Below are 18,645 nucleotides of genomic sequence, written 5' to 3'. Positions count from 1 at the left end.
TCACATCCTGATGTTACAGCATCTGGATGCATGGGATCTGCCATCTGAATCTCCCCTGAGAAAGTTGATTTTGGATGTAGCATAATCCTATTGACTATCATACCACGCTTAGAGCCATAATGAAAGCTATGTTTATTTCTCATGCCGTTTTTTTGTTCCAGAAACAATATCTACTTTTCAAAGTTCACTGCCAGAGTTTCGCTGGCATGATCAATCAGAATTCCGAGAGATCATGAAATTTATATATGTGCGATTGCTCTTAATCTGCGGTAATCGGCAATCCATTCATTACCGTTCCAAAGAGATTCTTTTGTTGAATCCTCGACTTTTTTAATGATTTCATTCTGCATCTTTTCCAGCATCATTTCTAAATCGGATGCAAAAAATTGCTTCATCCAATTAGCTAATCCTCTCTCGTTATCTTTTAGCGGTGTTGGTCTTGCATAATCGTACACTTTGTCAATCACAAAATCATTCTTCACCAACAAGTCCGCAAACCGTCCACTCGTTGAAAAATTAAATCTTGGCTTATATTCATATTCAAAATCGCGGCAAGCATCTATAAAGGCATTCTCAATGGTTGCAATATTGCCATTTGCGCCAAATTCACAAACCAACAATCCATTTGGCTTCAACACTTTATGGATTTGCTTTAACAAAGCGTCATAGTCAGCTATCCAATGGAAAACTGCATTCGAGAAAACCACATCGAACCGCTTCTCAAATGGCAAAGCAAGTGCATCACAAACCACAAATTGCATATTGGAATATTGCTTTTTCGCCTTTGCTATCATGCTTGCAGAGCTGTCAACACCAATAACTATATCTGCAAAATTCGATAGCTGTACAGTAAGCGTTCCCGTTCCACACCCCAAATCTAAAATACTTTGGTTTTTATTCTCAGGCACAAATTCTAAAAGTCCTTTTCCGTATTCGGCAACAAAGTCGTGCTTACTATCATATAATACAGCATTCCACTCGCTCATACATTTGCCTCCACAAATCCCGATTGAGATTTCACCTGTTTTAAGAAATTTAATAACTGTTATATTTTGTTATTAAATTCTCCGCAAACCATTGAAAACACTGGATTTGTCGCAGGTGAGCTTTCCCTTATTGTTTCCCTTGTGTTATATCGTCCCACCAGTGTTTACGAACTCTGATAAGGGCAAATACAAGGGCAAGAAAAATCTATAAAACAGTATAACACAAAATAAAAGTGACATGGTGAACTGATTGAAATGCTTCTGATTTTTGTAACAAATGATTGATTGAACGACAAGGAGATAAGATGCGATGAGAACGATACTTGCAGAATACAATCCACGCAGAAACAGCATTGATGTATATACCAGTGCAGGCTATATGCTTCGCATTGACTGTTGGGAAGCAGAAAAAAATTTAAAAACTACACCCGGATCAGACTGTGCATTAAACGCACTTGCTATTGATGAACCACTTGAGTATGCAAAATTATATCTTGATGGAAATTTGCAGATGTGGGTAGATGCCGAAGATTCTCTTGAATTATAATTAAAAACTGCGATAATCAAATGAATATAAATCAACTCTTGATTATCTTTTAGTTGTTCAGAACCTTTCAATTTTCGGTTATATAATCAGCCGTAACATTTGACAGCATATTTCTATTCTGCTCTGTATCTTCTGTATACACTGCTTTCACATCTAATGTTGAGCTTTCTGTATCACCCATACTAACTGTTCCTTCATAACGGACTATGCTCGACCAGTATAAAGTTCCTTCGACATAAAACATATATGTACCATCTGCAACTATATTTCCGTCATCATTTGTTCCATCCCAGATATAAGAGTGTGTCCCGGTAGAAGGAGTTGCTCCTGTTATGGCATCAATTCGTGTTTTGTCCATATCAGAGGGCTTAGCATGAGCAACCCATGTAGGAATGCTGTCTTCACGCTCTGCATATCCTCCATTGGAAGTAAAATTGGTTACAAAAAGAGTTTTTACCACATTTCCATCCATATCTTCAATCCACACGGCATACTGATTAGAAGCCGGTGTACTTGAACGATTAAAATCTATACTGATTTTCAGCTTTCCATTTACCTGACTATCTTTAGACTGTGCTGTCTCAAGTGGACTTATATCTGGCACATTATCATCTGATGTTACAGTTTTTTCTATAACATCATCTGTTTCTTCTGTTATGGTTTGTTGCTTATTGCTTTCAGTTGTACAAGTAACATTATTGATGTTCTTTGAAGCTCCGATTTTTACAATTATTGTAAGTACAAATAGTATGATTACTAATATGGAAACTATCTTTTTCCTCATAACAATGGTTCTCCTATTCTGCCAATATTATAAAACATCATTCTCAATATCTCTTATCTTCTTAGCCGGAACCCCGCCTATCACGCAGTTATCCGGCACATCTTTTGTTACCACAGCTCCGGCTGCAATGACCACATTGTTGCCAATTGTCACTCCCGGAAGAATGGTCACATTTCCGCCAATCCATACATCATTTCCAATCGTAACAGGATTGCCAATGCCAAGGTGTTCTCTGCGTCCTTTTGGGGTGATTGGGTGATTTACAGTCGTAATCAAAGTATTTGGTCCGATCATCACATAATCGCCAATATGCACCGGCATGATATCAAGAATTGTGACATTGTAATTTGCAAGAAACTGATCCCCAACATGAATATTTTTGCCGCTGTCACACATAAAGCCTGGACACAGACACACATCACTGCCTACCGAACCAAAATATTTTTTTATCAATACAGCCTGTTCATCCTCTGTCGCATCTGCATCCTGCATTCTGCGAAGTTCCCGGCAGAATTTGATTGCATTCAGTTTTCTGCCATTTACTCCGACATCCCAGAAATCATAATAAAGTCCTGCGTCTAATTTTTCTTCTTCTGTCATAATAAGCCTCCTGATATTTTTAATACTTTTCTTATTATATTTTTGAAATTTGTTTGATTTTTTGCACAAATCCTGCTAATACAATCGGTACACATACAATCCATGTAATCGGCTCTGTCAGACAGATTCCCAGATATCCGATCATTCGTGAAAGCAGGAAAGCTCCTGCAAACTTTCCTATTAGTTCTACTATGCTGGCAATTACAGGAAGTTTCTTATTTCCCAATGCCTGAAGGCAGTTTCTCATAATAAGTAAAATATTCAACACCGCATAAAACGGAACATTCCAATATAAATATTTCATAGATATTCCGATAACAATTGCATCTGTAGATCCGGTAAGTGCATAGATCAGTTGCCGACCGGCAATCAGCACAATCATCAGTACAAGAACACTCCAGATAGTTCCGAGAAAAATGCTGGCTGAAACACCTTGTTTTATACGTTCCTTTTTTCTGGCACCATAATTCTGACTGACAAATGTTGCTGAAGATGTACATATCGTGCCAAGCGGAAGTATACACAGATCATGAAATTTTCTTGCGGCTGTATGGCCTGTAATAGTGGATGTGCCAAAGGAATTAATGCTTCCCTGTAATATAACCGTACCGATATTAGTCAGAACAAGCATCATCGCCATTGAAAATCCAGTAGTTAAAAGTTCAAGTAATATTGTCCAGTTGATGGTAAATTTACGAATATTTATATGCAGCAATGGACAGTATTTTGCTATATATATCAACAGGAAAAGTGCGGAAAATCCCTGTGCTATTACTGTTGCGAAGGCTGCTCCCCTTACTCCCATATTAAGTGTTTTCACAAAAAAGATATCAAGTATTACATTTAAAACAGATGCGATAATCAGTGCATACAGTGGAATATAACTATTTCCAATTGCCCGGAGTATTGAAGACAAAAGATTGTATGCAAAAGTAACACAGCAAAACAGCATGATAACTGAAATATAGCTCTGAGATAAATCTAAAATATCAACAGGTGTGTTTAGCAAACGAAGTAATGGTTTTAAAAATAGTATTGAGGCAATCGTCAGAATAACGGTTGTTATAATGGACAGGATAATTGAAAATTGCACAGATTTTTGGAAATTATCCTGTTCATTTCCACCAAAATATCTTGCAATTATTATGCAGAAACCATTTGACATTCCATTGATAAATCCGATTACCAGACTGTAAATAGATGATGTTGCTCCAACTGCTGCCAGCGCATTATCTCCTAAAATATGTCCGATCACAGCCACGTCTACAACATTATAAAACTGTTGAAACAGATTGCTGATAAAAATGGGAATTGTAAACACAAGAAGTACCCGTATTACTTTACCTTCCGTCATGTCCAAAGTAGCAGCTTTGTTCATACCTGTTTTCCTCCAAATTTCAAATGGTATTTTAATCTCAACTTATGATTTTATTTTAAATATAGGTGGTCAGCCAGTCACTATCATTTCTTAATAATTGAGGTGGCGTTTTCTAATATCATGATATATAATTGGGACAGATTATAAAAAAGGAGTCCTTCTTATGCGTAATAAATATATTGAACTCGCCATTAACAAACTGGGAATTGCTTTTAATTCTCTTGACCTGACCTTTCATCAGATGAATACCGGTGTGCCCGGAGATGTCACCTCTTACTGGCCTGGTCCGGATGATGAGGATGTGCTGATATGCGTTTTCAAAGGGAAACAGATACATGAACCCTTTCACAGGCAGGATTTTTTCTTTATCAACTATGCATATAAGAACAGCTATCAGGCTTTATCCGAAAAATATAATAATCTGATCACAATAAACGAGGATGAATGCTATATCGGACAGCCTTACAGTGGGTATGCCCTACGTGCTGACAACAATGAAAATGTGGTGATTATTGGTGTTCTTATCCGTAAAGATTCCTTTTTTCGGGAATATTTACCCACAGTATATACGGATTCTGCCCTTTTCCGTTTCTTTATCGAGCCACAGACCAATAAATTCTCAGACGAATATATCCATCTGCCTGTTACGAAAGACCATGCCATCCGCACAATCCTTGAACTTATGGTAGTAGAATATGCTGACAAACAGGAAGATACCCAGCGTATATTAAAATCAATGCTCCAGACATTGTTACTTGAAATTGCTCGAAGATACCGAATAGAAAAGCACGGAGCAGATACAAAGTCACTTACAGAACAGATTATAAACTATATGGGGGATCATTCTGATGTTGTCACCTTAAAGGATATTGCTGCACATTTTTCCTACCATCCAAACTATATTTCTACGCTTCTTCACAAAGAAACCGGCAGAAAATTCACAGAAATCCTGCTTGAAAAAAGAATGGAACGTGCAGTTCTTCTGATGAAAAATACATCCCTTTCACTTGAGGAAATCTCTGTACTTCTCGGTTACAGCAATCACAGTAACTTTTACAAAGCATTCAAAGAATATTACGGAATGCCCCCGAGAGAGTATCTGAAATCTATATCATAATGTTCTGTCTCCAAAATATATATTAGAAATTACCACCATATTTATTAACATATAATAGTGTCCTCCCTGACAACATAATTATATAATTACTTCAGATTCAGAGAGATTCTGGAAAATTCACTAAAACAGGAGGTACTGAATATGTATAATTTTAATTTCTACATGCCTACGAAAGTGCTTTTCGGTCCCGGAAAACTGAGTGAACTTCATAGTGAACAGCTTCCGGGCAAAAAGGCACTCATTGCAATTGGTGGTCAGTCCGTAAAAAAGTATGGATATCTTGAAACACTGGAAAAGAATTAGATACTGCCGGTATCGAACATGTATTGTTTGAAGGCATCCGTCCTAATCCAACAGATATCAATGTCATGGATGGTGCAAAGGCTGTCCGTGAAAATGGCTGTGACTTTGTCATTGCTCTGGGTGGCGGTTCTATCATGGACTGTACAAAATGTATCGCACTGATGGCAGCAAATGACGGAAACATCTGGGATTATTCTTTATCTGCAAGTGGCGGAAAGAAAACTCCGGCACATCCTGCCTTACCTATCGTATGTATTACAACTTCTGCCGGAACTGCAAGCGAGGTTGATATTGCTTCTGTTATTACCAATGATGAAACACAGGAAAAAACAGGCATTTTCTTCCCATCTATGTTCCCGACACTTTCTGTTGTTGACAGTAACTTGATGATGAGTGTTCCAGCAAAGCTTACTGCTTATCAGGGAATGGATGCCTTTTTCCACGCATCAGAAACGGTTGTAAATATCAACCACCATCCTATGGCAGAAATGTTTGCTTTAAAAACCATAGAATATGTTGCAAAATATCTTCCAAGAGCAGTAAAAGACGGAAATGATAAAGAAGCCCGTGCATACATGGCTCTTGCAAATACTTTTGCAGGTTACTATATGATGTGTACTTCTGCCCACACTATGGAACATGTAATGGGCAGCTTCCATGACAACCTCATTCATGGTGCCGGTCTGATTGAAATTGCACACGCTTATTATGATTTCTTCGCCGAAAAGAAAGCTTCCGAAGAAAATATGATAAAAATGGCGGCTGCAATGGGTGTTGCCAATCCTACAAGTGGAAAAGATTTTATTGCAGCTCTTGATAAACTTATTTCTGAGGTCGGATGCAGCGATCTTAAGATGAGCGATGATGGAATTACAAAGGAAGAATTACAGTTGTATCCTGCCAAGGTTCACGAAGTTTTAGGCGGTGATATTACTGCTGATCCGCTTCCTTTATCTGATGATGATTATCTTACAATTTTTGAAAACGCATGGAGGTAAAAATCAATGAAATAATTAGCATCTAATACTGTACTTTGTGTCCAGCCGCTCCCTCAGACAATCGTTTCCTGCAGGGACAAAGATGGCAAAAACAATGCCTTGGTAGTTGGCTTCGTTGCCAATGTAAGCCTTGATCCGGTTATGGTAATGGTCGGCATCACACCTACAAGATATTCCCACCATATAGTAAAGGAATCCGGCTGCTTTGTAATCAATTTCCCGAAAAAGAGCTATAAAAAAGAATATGGCTATCTTGGCTCAGCTTCTGGAAGAGATGAAGATAAATTTGCAAAAGCCGACATCAAATGGGAAGATGCAACTTATGTAGATGCCCCTATCCTTACAGATTGTCCGGTAAGCATTGAGTGCAGTGTTGTAGACAGTACTATGCCGGGTACACATGAATTGTTCATCGGAAAGGTTGAAGCTATTCATGTAGATGAAGAATATCTGGATGCCAATGGCAATATTCTTTGGGATAAGATGGATTTGATGTAAAACATATTATTTTCTTATAAAACGGACAGCGTCATCTTTAGCTGTCCGTTTATCTTTAATAATGTCCTCGTTTTTCCCGCCAGTCTTTCACATAGCATCTTATTCCGATATAAACCACATGCACCAGAAAAAGCAGTGCAATGAGATTTATCAGAAGGATAGATTTTATCCATTCTCCGAAGTAAATTAACTTGTTGTGCTAGATAAAATAAATATAAAGAAACTTCAACAAAATGTGCTATCCTATTTGTAGGGAATACAACGAAAGGAGCACAGGTTTTCACATAATTTATTTGAAGTAGCACAATAGGTTAACTTAATGACATTGGATGAAATCCACTGCTTACGAAGGCTTAATCGTGAAGGCTCTCCTGAACGATTTAGCCGTAGTTAGCAGTTAGTTCACCGCTGTGCGTTCCAATATTCGGATGTGCAGATCGCGGGAATAGTTTTCAATAGCCAGCGGTCCCCCAGGTGTGCCGGGACAGACGGTTGGCGAATTTCGGGAATTTGGCGAGTAAGCGACAGGTGGGGATGCACTGTCTGAGCCCGATAGGGTGAGTTTACTTCCCCACCTGTCAATAGGCGACGGAGCCAAATTCCCGAAATTCGTCATTGGCTGCCCCGGCACACCTGGGGGAACGCGTCCACCTTGATTCACTAAACTCCGCTTTAAGGAACATTTTCTACAAGTATACGTAATTTATTTTTTTGACGCAACCGAATATAATATCCTACTTTTCTACCAGCCAAACGCATCCCGAATCAGTGCCCCGGTTTCTCCGTCTATGTAAAACAGTTCCTGTTCATCCGGGGAGTCTTTCCACTGGTAAGGGCAGCGAAAGCTCCAGACAGGCCTGTAAGTGATTCCCTCTGCGGTTTCATCAATATAATATTCCAGACAGATTTTTGTAACGGGAATCGTGGTAGATTCCGCTTCCTCCGCAGTGTCCTGTTCCGTGAAGAGACCAATTTTGCCCTCTTTTACATATTGTTCCACTGACTTCATAATTTCTTCCATAGGAAGCATAGTAACTGTTTCTTCCACTTTCAACTGAAGCGGAATCGGTATGTTGAAATAACAGTCTCCAGGCTCAGGGCCAAAGCCTGCTTTTCCCAGATAACCATGCTGGGAAAGTCCGCCCGCCGGTATTCCATTCAGCAGAATTTCTGTGTCGTAATAATCATATCCTTCCGTCATATTGCTGATTGACTTCTTTACAGAAGTTCCTGTTAAATTGGCTCTGGAAAGCAGCTGATTTATAATGTTTAATTCCTCCTCTTCCGTATTGTTTCCTAAATCTCCCAGGTTTTTTTCACTTAAGCCATCACACTGTATCCTTCCGTCTGAAATGAATATCTGCAGTCCCTTTTCTTTATTTTCCCAGACCATTTTATCAGTCTTGGATTTTTCCCAGCCGTCTCCCCCGCCAAACCAGGAGCAGATTTCTTCCTCTGATACGCTGTACTTTTCCAGGATTCCTTTCGAAACATCGGTGGTACTTCCGGTGATATCCGCCTCTATCGTAAGAGTTCCGGATTTTCCCGGCAGAGAAGCTGTTACATGGCTTTCCTTTACCTGTAATACTGCTGTTTCCGGATCATATTTCTCATTTGCTTCCGCAGCATCTGAAGGATCTTCTGAATCTGTTGTTTCCTGTGTATTCTCATCCAGGGAATCCGAAATGGGTTCTACTCCAGTATCTTCCGCCTGCAGCTTTCCTTCTTTTCTGTATTTTTCTATGATATCCCGTACTTCATCATTTAATGGAAGGGTTACGGTAAGGGTCTGCGGCGTATATCCTCTGTAAGCATCCTCCGCAGGCAGTGCATAAGCCAGCATTCCTTCTGAATCTGTAAAAGAACCAGTTTTAAAAATCTTTCTGTAAGCTTCATCATCTTTCCAGGTGTAATAGATTTTGCCGTTATAATCCGGATATGCCTGAATGGTCATGGAAAGCTCTACCTGGGAATCTTCTTTTAATATTTTCTCTGTCAATGCATCATCATACAGAGTAATGTGTCCATAATAGAGATCTTCCCCGTCTATCTTGTTCAAAGCTGCAAGCGCATCTTCTCCATTCACTGTCGCATGGTCACGGCAGCTGATCGTATAGTTCTTCGCCTCCCTGGAAGGCTCTCCCAGAAAGCTTAAACCGCTGCCATCAAAATACGCTTCTGTAACAGACAGCATAGACTGGTTCCAATCCTTCTCCTTTGGAGTTATATGATAAGAAGTCACATCTTCCACATTTTCTGCATTTGAATCTGGTTCTGTGACAACCATTTGAACAGCTTCCTGTTCTGTAACGCCCTGCTGTTCCAGTTCTTTGTGAAGCCATCCAAGTTTTGTTGCAAGTACGCCGGTGCTAACACCTAATATGGCAGCTACCGGAAGAAGAATACGGATTATTTTTTTCTTATTTCCTGAATTTTTGGATCTTCCTTTATCTGATTTTACAATTAGCTTCTTCGTGCTGCTCATTCTCTCATCTGGAGAATCCAAAATTCCCTTCAGAACATCTTCCATAGCTCTATCAATATTGTCCGGTATCACAGTTTCTTCTTTTAAAATTTTTCTGATTTCTTTTTCATCCATAGTCCTCACCTCCTGATCACCTCTTTTAATTTTGCTCTCGCCCTGGAAAGTTTGGTTGATACCGTATTGCTATTCATTTCAAGAAGAGCACTAATTTCCTTTACGGAAAATTCATCAAAATAATAGAGTTCCACGATTTTCCGGCTTTCTTCATCCAGACATAAAAGCAATTGTTTCCATTCGCATAGATCCAGTTCTTCACAGTGTACCCCTTCTGCGAAATTATCCAGTTCCGTGTCATGGTTCTTTTGACGGAGAATGTCTTTACATTCATTTATCAGAATCCGCATCAGCCAGGTTTTAAAATATTTCACTTCTCTTAGCCCCTGTATATTCTCATAGCAGGACAGGATCGTATTTTGCAGGGCATCTGCAATGTCCTGTTCGTTCCGAAGATAAACCCAGGCAGCTTTATACAAGCTCTGCTTATTCATCCGAATCAATTGAACGAACGCTTCTTTATCTCCATTTCTAGCTGCTGTTACCAAAGCATCCATTTTATTCCCCCTTTTCGTTTTTATAACTATTAGACTTGAAATATGGGAATTTGCTTTCAAAAATTTTTTATTTTTTACAAAACAAAACACAGGCAATCGAAGCTTAACTGTCTGTGTCCTTTTTATATCTTTTCTGATGCTATAATTGTATCGTAATTATGAGTCAGTGTAAATTCATATTTATAAATGTAACTTACATTATTTGCCAAAAGAACCCCTGGAATCTATCCGAATGAACAGATACCAGAGGTTCCTCATCTCTTTTATTTCAATTTCACAAATCAGCCTTTTACAGCACCTACCATAATTCCTTTTGAGAAATACTTCTGCATGAATGGATACAGTGCGAAGATTGGAAGGGATGCAAGTACGGTGATGGTCATTCGGATTCCTTTCGGGGAAATGGATGCCATAGCCTGCGTCATGTCTGCTCCACTGGATGCATTCTTCAGCTGTTCGGCAAGTCTCTGTGCCTCATTTAAGTAGTTGTACAGTAAATACTGTAAGGTTGTCAAGTTCTCGTTTGCACGGGTAGAAATATGATTGTCAAACCAGGAGTTCCACTGGCCAACCGCTACGAATACCACAACAGTTGCAATGATCGGCTTGCAGAGCGGAAGGACGATCTTGAAGAAACAGGTAAGATAGCCTGCTCCGTCCAGGCTGGCAGATTCTTCCAGTGCCGGAGGAAGCTGCTCAATGTAAGTCTTGATCAGAATCATATTATACGCGGAAATAGCCGTCCCTTATTCTGATTCAGGTAATTCTCCACCCGCTTCCACTGCTGCCCGGAAAATCCTCTGCTGTTTCCAATAATATCTACCATATCCGCAAGATGGATGATCTTTGCAAACAGGGGGGTCTCCTGCCATGTTTTCCCGGTGCCGTCTGCATTTTCATAAAGCATTTTTATTATAAGCAATATTCCCCAATACTTCAATAGCCTGGGAAAAAGCTGTGCAGTGTTTTTCCAGTGCCTCATTAAGAATTAAGAGGAAAGCTGTTTTTGTCTGCCTGCGACTGTAAAGCCGTATTCGGACCAGCCGTTTTCCCATTGGCCGCGGATGAGGTAAATCATTCCTTCCCGGGCATTTTTCAGGACAAAATTGCCGTCCTCGTCTGTTTCTATGGAAGCAGTCTCTCCTTCTTCCCCGGAAGCCTCTGTGCCCAGAAAATCTGCCGGATAGGCTATAGCAGTCACTTCCACTGGCTGTTCGTCAAAATACAGTTCCATGTCTGTGGCTTTCTCTATATTCATTATCGGAAGGTCTGACCACATTGTGACCTTGGAACTGTCTGCCGTTATGGTCTGGCTCACGCCCTCTTCGTCTGTGTAAGTCCAACTGTATCCTCCCTGCATGGTCACTGCGCTAATAACGCCGTAGGACTGGGTGTATCCTACATTCAGACAGGGAAGCTGGGAAGAATCCCTTGGGGACCAGATCTCGTCGATAATATCCTGGTACTGGTCAGCGTCTGCAGGATCTCCCTGGCTGACAACTTTTATTCTGGTTACGCCGGGGTACTGGCCAGGATAGGATTCCAGCATAATGCCGTCGCCGTAAATATCCAGGAGGTTTCCCCTCTTCAGCTCCTGCCAGGTGATCTGCTTTCCGTTTTCATCCAGGATCGTGTCCGGCATGGTTATGGAAAAAACGTCGCCGTTGTTCTGGCCGATCATAAGGTGGTCATCGTCGCCAAGGGGAATATACATGACACGAATGGGCGGCTCTTCCTTTTTCTCCAAATACTTCTGATAAAACCATGCGCCAGAGCCAATGGCAATAAGAACGACTAAGAGGACCGGGATCCAAAATTTTTTCGTTTTCATATGTGGGCTTCGCCTCCTTGTGGATTTACATTTTGCATTGTCTATTATATGATTGATACTCTGGTATCATATTATGAATGTTATTCTAACATACTATGTATGCTTCTATGTAATTTCAAGATTGCGTGCACGCTAGAGCTTGTTTGAAAAATCATTCCTGCAATCTGCACGCCCCACTTTGCGGTATATTTTACCCGAATTCGGTTGTCGCAGCCCGCTACGGCTCATCTTTATATTTTCGGCAGATCCTCATATTCCGTAAGTGCAGGACTTTGGTCGCCTACATACCAGTAATCGCAGCAGTCGCCGCCAAGGGCCTCAGTTTTGGTGCGGATCAGCCGGGCGTGCATGACTTCTGCCAGGAAATGATCGGTCCGGCAAAGGTAGGGAAGCTTTCCAAAAGAACAGGGCCATCCAGCTGATGTGCACTTGCCTCGTAAAAAGAAAGGATGGTAAAAATACTCCCGGCAGTACTGCTCGTAACATTTTCCATATTGGGATACCATGTATGCTCTTTTTTTCATTGTGGTCTTCCTTAGCCTTGCTGGCCGTTGGCCTGGCGGATCATGTCTTCCACTACAATATCAAAAATATCGCCGATGGAATTGCAGTATTCCAGAATCTTCCAGGGCTCATTGGTGTGGAAATGGATTTTTACCAGATCCTGGTCTCTTCTCTCGATCAAAAGCTGTGTGTCGTAGCGGTATGCGAACTGATCGTCTTCCGCATCAATTGAATGTACTCCCATGTGTTTTTCCTTCCTGAAATTATTTCTTGACCCCTTTGCTACGTCCGAAACATGCCGTAAGCCCCTCCCAAAGCTTCTGTTCCTCCACGGGCTCCATAAAAAAATATTCCACACGCAGTTTAAAGGCATGAAGGGAAAAATCCAGATCACTGCACCAGATTATTTTGCATTTGGGGTGCAGGGAACGAAGATGCTCGGCAGCATTCAGCCCTGCTACCCCCGGAAGCGCCAGAAGCACAATAGCTGGTACCGTCTTTTGTATCTCTCCAAAAAACTTTTCCTGATCCTGATAAATCTGAACCAGGGGAAATATCTTTCTGTCGGCACAGTAATTCAAAATATATTCTGCATAATCCTGCCCCTTTTGTTCTTCATCAATCAATACAGCAATGCAATACACGAATCTCCTCCTTTTCCGCTTGATTTTTTCCTTCACTTGTTGAGACTAATTATATGAAAATCCAAATGTTTTTCAATTGGTTTGGCACGAAACAGTAAAAAATGGCACGAATTGCCAGCAAGGGGAATGGTTTGGTCTGGTGTTTTGTGTTATACTGTTTTTATAAAAATTGTGATGATGGAGAAATTTTCACACGCAGGATTGTTTGAGAAATCAACCAGTCAGTGCGCAAACCGGGAGGACAATACATATGAGAATTGCAATTGTAGATGACATTGCCAGCGAGCGTACCCTGCTGCGTGACCGCCTGGAACAGCAGCTTGGCAGGCGCGGGGTTCATGCTGACCTGACAGAATTTGAAAACGGAGAGACTTTTCTGAAAGCCGCAAAGGAACGGCCTTTTACCGTTTTGTTCCTGGATATTTATATGGACGGGGCAAATGGGATCGAGATTGCCAGAGAGCTTCGGGGATTTGATCCGGACTGTCTGTTAATCTTTACCACCACCTCCACAGATCATGCGCTGGATGGATTTAAGGTCCGCGCCCTGCACTATCTGGTAAAGCCTTATAACGAGAAGGAAATCTCGGAACTGATGGATGAGGTTCTTTCCCGGATTCCCGATTCCGGGAAGTACATAGATGTGAAAGTGAACGGCAGCAACATACAGGTTCCCTTCCGGAGCATTGTGTTTGCGGAGCATTTTTCCCATATGATCCACATTCATACTACAAAGACAAAAGAACTGGTTACCCGCCAGTCCTTTGAGGCCTTCCTTGCCCTGTTAAAAATAGAGCCTCGTTTTTATCAGTGCAACAGAGGTATTGTGATCAATCTGGAACACGCGGTTGATTTCGACGGAGAGGTATTCGTGATGGATGACGGGAACCAGATCCCGGTGAGCCAGAAACTTGTGAAACATGCCAGACAGACTTTCATGGAGTTTCTGTTTCAGAGAGGACACTAAAAAAGAACATTAGAGCGTGTTTGAAAAAGGCTCTAGGAAAAACTTTAAAAACGATCTCTGAGAAAGGACATTTCCAATGGACAAAATGCTAAGACCGATTCTTGAACTTACAGTGATCATTCCAGGCTTACTGCTTGCCTATCTGCCTGTAAGGACTTACCTGCGGCAGCCATTGCACAAACTGGCAGTGTGGCTGCTTCCTTTGCTTGCAGGTTTTTGTGTATCAGGTGGTGTATTATGTTATACTTTGCAGATTACCACCTTGCCTGTGCTGATTTTTCTGCTGCCGGCAGTTATGGCTGTCTACCACAGGACTCTTCGGGTCACCATCTGGAAATCCGGCAGTATTTTCCTGGCTGTGTGCGCGGTGTTCGCCTGCGTCAACAGTCTGTCCAGGGCATTCAACGCCATTCTCACTGCAGGGCTTAACCTTGCGGAAAATGAACTGTGGTTCCGAACAGGCACAGGACTTTTCTATAATGGAATCTGCCTGCTCTTTCTTGCAGCTGCATGGTATCCTGCTTCCCATGCAGCAAGGACTATGGTGGACGATGAAAATTTCGCACAGACCTGGTATATCTTCTGGATCCTGCCTCTGATCTTCATTGCGCTGAATCTGTTCATGGTACCAAAGTACCGGAACACCTTGTACACCGGACGGATCCTTCAGGGATATATTGTGATCAGCCTGGTTCTTCTGGTGATCCTGGTATTCTTCTACGCCATGTTTCTGCTGATAGCAAACAGCCTGAACAAAAACGCAAGGCTTATGCAGGAGAATCATTTCCTTTCCCTGCAGCAGGCAAGATATGAGAATCTTCGCTCTGCCATTGAGGAAGCCAGACAGGCCAGGCATGATCTTCGCCATCACTTTGTCCAGCTGTCTGCCCTTGCGGAAAACGGCGATCTGGACAAAATAAAAGAGTATCTTTCCTGTGCTTCCAGCAAAATTCCAAGCCAGGATCTGCATTTTTGTGAAAATCAGGCGGCGGATGGCGTGCTTGGCTATTACTCTGCCCTTGCCAAACTGGAAAGCATTCCCTTCCATGCAAAAACGGATCTGCCTTCCCATATTGCTGTGGATGAGATTGACATGTGCCTGGTGCTCTCTAACCTTCTGGAAAACGCCATCCAGGCAAGCCAGAAAACAGAGGTTTCCCGCAGGAAAATTAACGTGGAGATTTATCTTCACTACAATCATCTGCTTCTGATCCAGGTGGAGAATACCTTCGACGGCGAAATCCGGAAGAAAAATGATATCTTCCAGTCATCCAAACGCACAGGCAATGGAATCGGAATCCAGTCCGTCCGCCACATCGCCGAAAAAACCGGCGGTGCCAGCAGCTTCACCTGTGATAACGGCGTCTTCACGGCGAAGATCATGCTGCGCCCGAGTAAAAATAACGCTAATACATAGTCGTAAAACCCTTCGGCAAAGTAGTACGTGCAGATTACAGGAATGATTTTTGGAACACGCTTTACAGCAGGTCGCTGTCTATGATCTGGTAATTGGCACGGTGTATGTAGAGAGCCTTTCCATCGATCATCAGCTTGGTCATCTTGGGGAGGTCTTCCGGGATTTCCCAATATACATTGTCGCCGGAAAATGCGGTGATAGGCTGGCCAAGCTGGGATTTGATCACCACGATCCGGGACTTGCCGAAGTAGTTCTTGTACTTGTTTATGTAGCGGGCAACTGCCGCGTTGTCTGTAAGGCCAGCGCTGCTGCTCTGGATGGCTTCCTCTATGAAATCCACCTCCGGGTTCAGGCCGTCCTGCATGAAAATACAGGTGTCGCCGCAGCTTTCGATCTCCTTGCCGTCTATGGTAATGGTGATTACTGATGACAGGTCGTAGCCCTTGATGGCTTTGCCGGTATCATCATAGCTGACAGTTTCAATTTTATTTCCGGTGATGCTGATCTTCTTGCCAGTAGTCTCCAGAGTCTTGTTGCCGTAATTGTCATAGGTGTCTATGGTATAGCTGTTTCCCACCAGGGAACCATGCAGCTCATTGATCACTGAGTTCAGCCCGCCTATGGAACAGCCGGATGTAAGCAGGGTAAAGCTTAACAGGACTGCGGTTATGAACTTTTTCTTTTTCATATTATGAATTTCCTCCTTTGTAAAAATGCGGTGATGGCTTCATTGCTGTTCCATCACCAGAGCGTTCTTGCCGACAAATGCAATTCCAAGCTTATAGATCTTTTCCCTGGGAATTCCAGCAGCCAGAAGATCTGTCTCATAAGCTTTTTCCTCTATCTGAAGCAGCGCGTTCCTTGCAGTATCCTCGATTTCCTTCTCTTTTTTCTCGTTCATCACCTTGAATTCCAGAATAAACGCGTCCAAATCCTTCTGGAGAGGATACATGGCAATGTCATATCTTCCCATTCCGCTTTCCCGGTTGGAGACAATGCGGTACTGATCCCGCAGAGATACAATAAGCCCAAGCACCAGTCCGTGATAGAAGTTCTCCGGTGTCCGTTCAGCGGGGCCTTTGCCAGTATCAAAATAGCTCATGGAGGTATACGCCACCTCTGTGAGAATTTCACTTAACAGCTCCGTCTTATGGTTCATCAGTGCATAAACAAAATCCCTGTATACAGAATCTCCATTCTTGACCATCTCCCTGATCTGGGAGCGGAACATTCCCATCACTTCCTGATTGGTAACGGATACGTCGCATTCGGTGATCTCGCCCTTCTTTTTGACATTGTCCGCCTTGATATAGCCTACAGCCAGCAGCAGGGACCAAAGGCTGTTCTCATCTCCGTCTAAATACTGGAACGTAATATTCTCGTTGATCTCCTTGTGCACTACTTCGCCAGCCATAAGCTGCTCAATTTCATGCTTGCTGCGCATAGGATGCTTCCGGATAATATCCCCGACCAGCTTATTGCTGCTGGTATTGGTCCAGTAGGAAAGAAGTTCTCCATCTATAAGATAGTTGCAGATGGACCACGGATTATAAATATCTTTGTGACTGCCAAAGATAAAACCGTCATACATCTTCTTCACTTCCTGCATCTGGTCTACGCTCTGGCACATCAGGGCATCCTTTACCTCCTGCTCTGTGAAGCCAAAACAGTCACTGTATTCATCACAGGTTACTGTAGCTACTTTTATATTATTCAGGTCTGAAAACAGAGAATTCTTAGAGACTCTCGTTACGCCTGTAATAATCGCCCTGCTGTAATAATTATTTTCTTTAAATGCACTGTGAAACATCTGACGGCAGGTTCCGATCATCTCATCCCAGTATCCGTCTGTATAAGCTTCCAAGAGCGGCGTATCATATTCATCCAGAAGAATGACTGGCTTGGTTCCATAATGCTTGTACAGCAGTCTGCACAGTTCGGGAATTGCCATTTCTATGTTATTATTCTCACGATGCCAGAGCTTCTCCCGCATAGAGCGATATGCTTCTTTATCCTCAGCATCCAGTATCTCGCTTTTCAAAAGTTCATTGTGAATCTCATACATGTTAAACAGGCCACTGATCATCCCCCGAACTGCCTGCGCATAATTCATCCCCTTACAGCTTCCAAAGCTTACGGAAACTGTGGGAATGGTGCCATAACACTTCCGGCTCTGCTCGCTCTTCCACACCTTCAGCTTCTCAAAATATTCCGGATGCCCGGCACATGCAGGATCCAGAAAATTCTCTACCGTACTGAGAAGAGTGGTCTTGCCAAAACGTCTCGGCCGGGTGATCAGAGTGACCTTTTCTCGGCTTCGCAGCCACTGAGTAATAAAATGAGTCTTGTCCACATAAAACTGCTGGCCGCAGGCAAAATCGCGAAAATCCTGGTAGCCGCAGCCTACCTGGGCATCCAGATAAGGATTCTCCTTCAGGATATCCTTCAGCGTCTCATAATATTTCAGAAGCCGCTTCTTCTCCTCTTCCAGACTCTTCCGCTCTTGAAATTCCAGCAGGATCTTCTCTCTGCCTTCCAGCTTCACATACACACTCTGGGACTTGCCCTGTATGGTACGCTGGATGTAAGGCTGCTTCTTCCCATTGATGGTCTTGTAGGTCAGGGTTCCCTGGGGCAGTTCTTTCAGTCGGCTGTCAATCTCCTCAAGCCGCATTTTCGGATTATTCAGCATGGTCTTGATCCTCCTTCTTATCATTATTTCCGGTCAAAAAAATGGTTATATAAAGTTATCCCTATTATATAACTTCATATAACCATTGTAAATACTATATTAAAAATATTTTTTAATTCCAAATAATCACTCGCCCATTTTCTTAATTTCCATATTCTCTGGAAGCACCAGACTCAGAATGATGGAAATTACAAAAACAACTGCCACTACGTTCTCCGCAAATACAGACTGCACCAGAGATGGGAAAATTTCCCAGATTCCGCTCTCCCATTTTCTCAAATCC

21 protein-coding genes and 3 pseudogenes are annotated in these 18,645 nt (G+C 42.2%); 7 read left to right on the top strand and 17 right to left on the bottom strand.

Features of this window, described 5'->3' with window-relative positions:
- Positions 1–239: 239 nt before the first annotated feature.
- Complete coding sequence (locus H8S54_RS06945; RefSeq protein ID WP_021925420.1) at positions 240–986, bottom strand: class I SAM-dependent methyltransferase; 747 nt, start codon at positions 984–986, stop codon at positions 240–242.
- A gap of 310 nt (positions 987–1,296) precedes the next feature.
- Between H8S54_RS06945 and H8S54_RS06940 the strand changes: the two genes are divergently transcribed.
- The gene (locus H8S54_RS06940; protein ID WP_117855273.1) at positions 1,297–1,533 is read left to right on the top strand and encodes a DUF6061 family protein; all 237 of its coding nucleotides are present in this window, start codon (positions 1,297–1,299) and stop codon (positions 1,531–1,533) included.
- 67 nt (positions 1,534–1,600) lie between these two features.
- Here H8S54_RS06940 and H8S54_RS06935 read toward each other — a convergent pair whose 3' ends face one another.
- From H8S54_RS06935 to H8S54_RS06925, 3 genes and pseudogenes are all read right to left on the bottom strand, one after another.
- Positions 1,601–2,317: a DUF2271 domain-containing protein gene (locus tag H8S54_RS06935; protein ID WP_021924359.1), complete on the bottom strand. Its 717-nt coding sequence runs from the start codon at positions 2,315–2,317 to the stop codon at positions 1,601–1,603.
- Between the two features lie 51 nt (positions 2,318–2,368).
- Positions 2,369–2,518: pseudogene (locus H8S54_RS19330) on the bottom strand (DapH/DapD/GlmU-related protein); the annotation flags it as partial.
- A gap of 433 nt (positions 2,519–2,951) precedes the next feature.
- Positions 2,952–4,295, bottom strand: a complete 1,344-nt coding sequence (locus H8S54_RS06925) for an MATE family efflux transporter (protein ID WP_021924357.1) — start codon at positions 4,293–4,295, stop codon at positions 2,952–2,954.
- Positions 4,296–4,458: 163 nt separating this feature from the next.
- Between H8S54_RS06925 and H8S54_RS06920 the strand changes: the two genes are divergently transcribed.
- From H8S54_RS06920 to H8S54_RS06910, 4 genes are all read left to right on the top strand, one after another.
- Entirely contained in the window at positions 4,459–5,412 is a 954-nt protein-coding gene (locus H8S54_RS06920; RefSeq protein WP_021924356.1) for a helix-turn-helix transcriptional regulator, read from the top strand.
- A gap of 141 nt (positions 5,413–5,553) precedes the next feature.
- Positions 5,554–5,715 carry a hypothetical protein gene (locus H8S54_RS18170; protein WP_243176687.1) on the top strand — a complete coding sequence of 54 codons (162 nt, stop codon included), beginning with the start codon at positions 5,554–5,556 and terminating at the stop codon, positions 5,713–5,715.
- Positions 5,716–5,738: 23 nt separating this feature from the next.
- Positions 5,739–6,713, top strand: coding sequence for an iron-containing alcohol dehydrogenase (locus H8S54_RS06915; protein ID WP_243176685.1), 975 nt, complete (start codon positions 5,739–5,741; stop codon positions 6,711–6,713).
- 60 nt (positions 6,714–6,773) lie between these two features.
- Entirely contained in the window at positions 6,774–7,211 is a 438-nt protein-coding gene (locus H8S54_RS06910; RefSeq protein ID WP_186901169.1) for a flavin reductase family protein, read from the top strand.
- A gap of 55 nt (positions 7,212–7,266) precedes the next feature.
- On the opposite strand, the gene H8S54_RS18165 is transcribed toward H8S54_RS06910, so the two are convergent.
- The 10 genes and pseudogenes from H8S54_RS18165 to H8S54_RS06870 form a co-directional block, all read right to left on the bottom strand.
- Positions 7,267–7,398 (bottom strand): DUF6040 family protein, encoded by a 132-nt coding sequence (locus H8S54_RS18165; RefSeq protein WP_330600128.1) that lies wholly within the window; start codon positions 7,396–7,398, stop codon positions 7,267–7,269.
- A 555-nt stretch (positions 7,399–7,953) separates the two neighbouring features.
- On the bottom strand, positions 7,954–9,810 hold the full coding sequence (locus tag H8S54_RS06905; RefSeq protein WP_243176682.1) for a hypothetical protein: 1,857 nt from the start codon (positions 9,808–9,810) through the stop codon (positions 7,954–7,956).
- A gap of 5 nt (positions 9,811–9,815) precedes the next feature.
- Positions 9,816–10,307 (bottom strand): RNA polymerase sigma factor, encoded by a 492-nt coding sequence (locus tag H8S54_RS06900; protein WP_186901158.1) that lies wholly within the window; start codon positions 10,305–10,307, stop codon positions 9,816–9,818.
- A gap of 281 nt (positions 10,308–10,588) precedes the next feature.
- The gene (locus tag H8S54_RS06895) at positions 10,589–11,029 is read right to left on the bottom strand and encodes a carbohydrate ABC transporter permease (protein ID WP_243176681.1); all 441 of its coding nucleotides are present in this window, start codon (positions 11,027–11,029) and stop codon (positions 10,589–10,591) included.
- The gene (locus H8S54_RS06890; RefSeq protein WP_186901170.1) at positions 11,026–11,229 is read right to left on the bottom strand and encodes a hypothetical protein; all 204 of its coding nucleotides are present in this window, start codon (positions 11,227–11,229) and stop codon (positions 11,026–11,028) included. Before H8S54_RS06890 ends, H8S54_RS06895 begins: the two co-directional genes overlap by 4 nt.
- Positions 11,230–11,295: 66 nt before the next feature.
- Positions 11,296–12,138, bottom strand: coding sequence for a hypothetical protein (locus tag H8S54_RS06885; RefSeq protein ID WP_173766645.1), 843 nt, complete (start codon positions 12,136–12,138; stop codon positions 11,296–11,298).
- A gap of 80 nt (positions 12,139–12,218) precedes the next feature.
- Positions 12,219–12,314: pseudogene (locus H8S54_RS18890) on the bottom strand (DUF6783 domain-containing protein); the annotation flags it as partial.
- A 54-nt stretch (positions 12,315–12,368) separates the two neighbouring features.
- Positions 12,369–12,662 carry an L-2-amino-thiazoline-4-carboxylic acid hydrolase gene (locus tag H8S54_RS06880; RefSeq protein ID WP_173766643.1) on the bottom strand — a complete coding sequence of 98 codons (294 nt, stop codon included), beginning with the start codon at positions 12,660–12,662 and terminating at the stop codon, positions 12,369–12,371.
- 11 nt (positions 12,663–12,673) lie between these two features.
- On the bottom strand, positions 12,674–12,886 hold the full coding sequence (locus H8S54_RS06875; RefSeq protein ID WP_021926412.1) for a hypothetical protein: 213 nt from the start codon (positions 12,884–12,886) through the stop codon (positions 12,674–12,676).
- Positions 12,887–12,905: 19 nt separating this feature from the next.
- The gene (locus tag H8S54_RS06870; protein ID WP_021926413.1) at positions 12,906–13,286 is read right to left on the bottom strand and encodes a response regulator; all 381 of its coding nucleotides are present in this window, start codon (positions 13,284–13,286) and stop codon (positions 12,906–12,908) included.
- A gap of 250 nt (positions 13,287–13,536) precedes the next feature.
- Between H8S54_RS06870 and H8S54_RS06865 the strand changes: the two genes are divergently transcribed.
- Both H8S54_RS06865 and H8S54_RS06860 read left to right on the top strand, forming a co-directional pair.
- Complete coding sequence (locus H8S54_RS06865; protein WP_021926414.1) at positions 13,537–14,253, top strand: LytR/AlgR family response regulator transcription factor; 717 nt, start codon at positions 13,537–13,539, stop codon at positions 14,251–14,253.
- Between the two features lie 76 nt (positions 14,254–14,329).
- Positions 14,330–15,670, top strand: coding sequence for a sensor histidine kinase (locus tag H8S54_RS06860; protein ID WP_186901157.1), 1,341 nt, complete (start codon positions 14,330–14,332; stop codon positions 15,668–15,670).
- A gap of 61 nt (positions 15,671–15,731) precedes the next feature.
- Here the strand turns inward: H8S54_RS06860 and H8S54_RS06855 are convergent, their stop codons facing one another.
- The 3 genes and pseudogenes from H8S54_RS06855 to H8S54_RS06845 form a co-directional block, all read right to left on the bottom strand.
- Positions 15,732–16,358 (bottom strand): DUF5052 family protein, encoded by a 627-nt coding sequence (locus H8S54_RS06855; RefSeq protein ID WP_186901156.1) that lies wholly within the window; start codon positions 16,356–16,358, stop codon positions 15,732–15,734.
- Positions 16,359–16,397: 39 nt separating this feature from the next.
- Complete coding sequence (locus H8S54_RS06850) at positions 16,398–18,362, bottom strand: AAA family ATPase (RefSeq protein WP_243176680.1); 1,965 nt, start codon at positions 18,360–18,362, stop codon at positions 16,398–16,400.
- Positions 18,363–18,488: 126 nt separating this feature from the next.
- A pseudogene (locus H8S54_RS06845) lies at positions 18,489–18,629 on the bottom strand (purine permease); the annotation flags it as partial.
- Positions 18,630–18,645: the final 16 nt, after the last annotated feature.

It is taken from the genome of Blautia segnis, assembly GCF_014287535.1.
GTDB lineage: Bacteria > Bacillota > Clostridia > Lachnospirales > Lachnospiraceae > Blautia_A > Blautia_A acetigignens.
This window is presented reverse-complemented; position numbering and strand designations above follow the sequence as displayed.

Bases quoted from the DNA above. Each gene is read 5' to 3' on its own strand.
- H8S54_RS06900 (WP_186901158.1), bottom strand. From the start codon at position 10,307: ATGGATGCTTTGGTAACAGCAGCTAGAAATGGAGATAAAGAAGCGTTC.
- H8S54_RS06895 (WP_243176681.1), bottom strand. From the start codon at position 11,029: ATGATTCTGATCAAGACTTACATTGAGCAGCTTCCTCCGGCACTGGAA.
- H8S54_RS06925 (WP_021924357.1), bottom strand. From the start codon at position 4,295: ATGAACAAAGCTGCTACTTTGGACATGACGGAAGGTAAAGTAATACGG.
- H8S54_RS06850 (WP_243176680.1), bottom strand. From the start codon at position 18,362: ATGCTGAATAATCCGAAAATGCGGCTTGAGGAGATTGACAGCCGACTG.
- H8S54_RS06935 (WP_021924359.1), bottom strand. From the start codon at position 2,317: ATGAGGAAAAAGATAGTTTCCATATTAGTAATCATACTATTTGTACTT.
- H8S54_RS18170 (WP_243176687.1), top strand. From the start codon at position 5,554: ATGTATAATTTTAATTTCTACATGCCTACGAAAGTGCTTTTCGGTCCC.
- H8S54_RS06905 (WP_243176682.1), bottom strand. From the start codon at position 9,810: ATGGATGAAAAAGAAATCAGAAAAATTTTAAAAGAAGAAACTGTGATA.
- H8S54_RS06880 (WP_173766643.1), bottom strand. From the start codon at position 12,662: ATGAAAAAAAGAGCATACATGGTATCCCAATATGGAAAATGTTACGAG.
- H8S54_RS06865 (WP_021926414.1), top strand. From the start codon at position 13,537: ATGAGAATTGCAATTGTAGATGACATTGCCAGCGAGCGTACCCTGCTG.
- H8S54_RS06885 (WP_173766645.1), bottom strand. From the start codon at position 12,138: ATGAAAACGAAAAAATTTTGGATCCCGGTCCTCTTAGTCGTTCTTATT.
- H8S54_RS06940 (WP_117855273.1), top strand. From the start codon at position 1,297: ATGAGAACGATACTTGCAGAATACAATCCACGCAGAAACAGCATTGAT.
- H8S54_RS06875 (WP_021926412.1), bottom strand. From the start codon at position 12,886: ATGGGAGTACATTCAATTGATGCGGAAGACGATCAGTTCGCATACCGC.
- H8S54_RS06855 (WP_186901156.1), bottom strand. From the start codon at position 16,358: ATGAAAAAGAAAAAGTTCATAACCGCAGTCCTGTTAAGCTTTACCCTG.
- H8S54_RS06945 (WP_021925420.1), bottom strand. From the start codon at position 986: ATGAGCGAGTGGAATGCTGTATTATATGATAGTAAGCACGACTTTGTT.
- H8S54_RS06860 (WP_186901157.1), top strand. From the start codon at position 14,330: ATGGACAAAATGCTAAGACCGATTCTTGAACTTACAGTGATCATTCCA.
- H8S54_RS06920 (WP_021924356.1), top strand. From the start codon at position 4,459: ATGCGTAATAAATATATTGAACTCGCCATTAACAAACTGGGAATTGCT.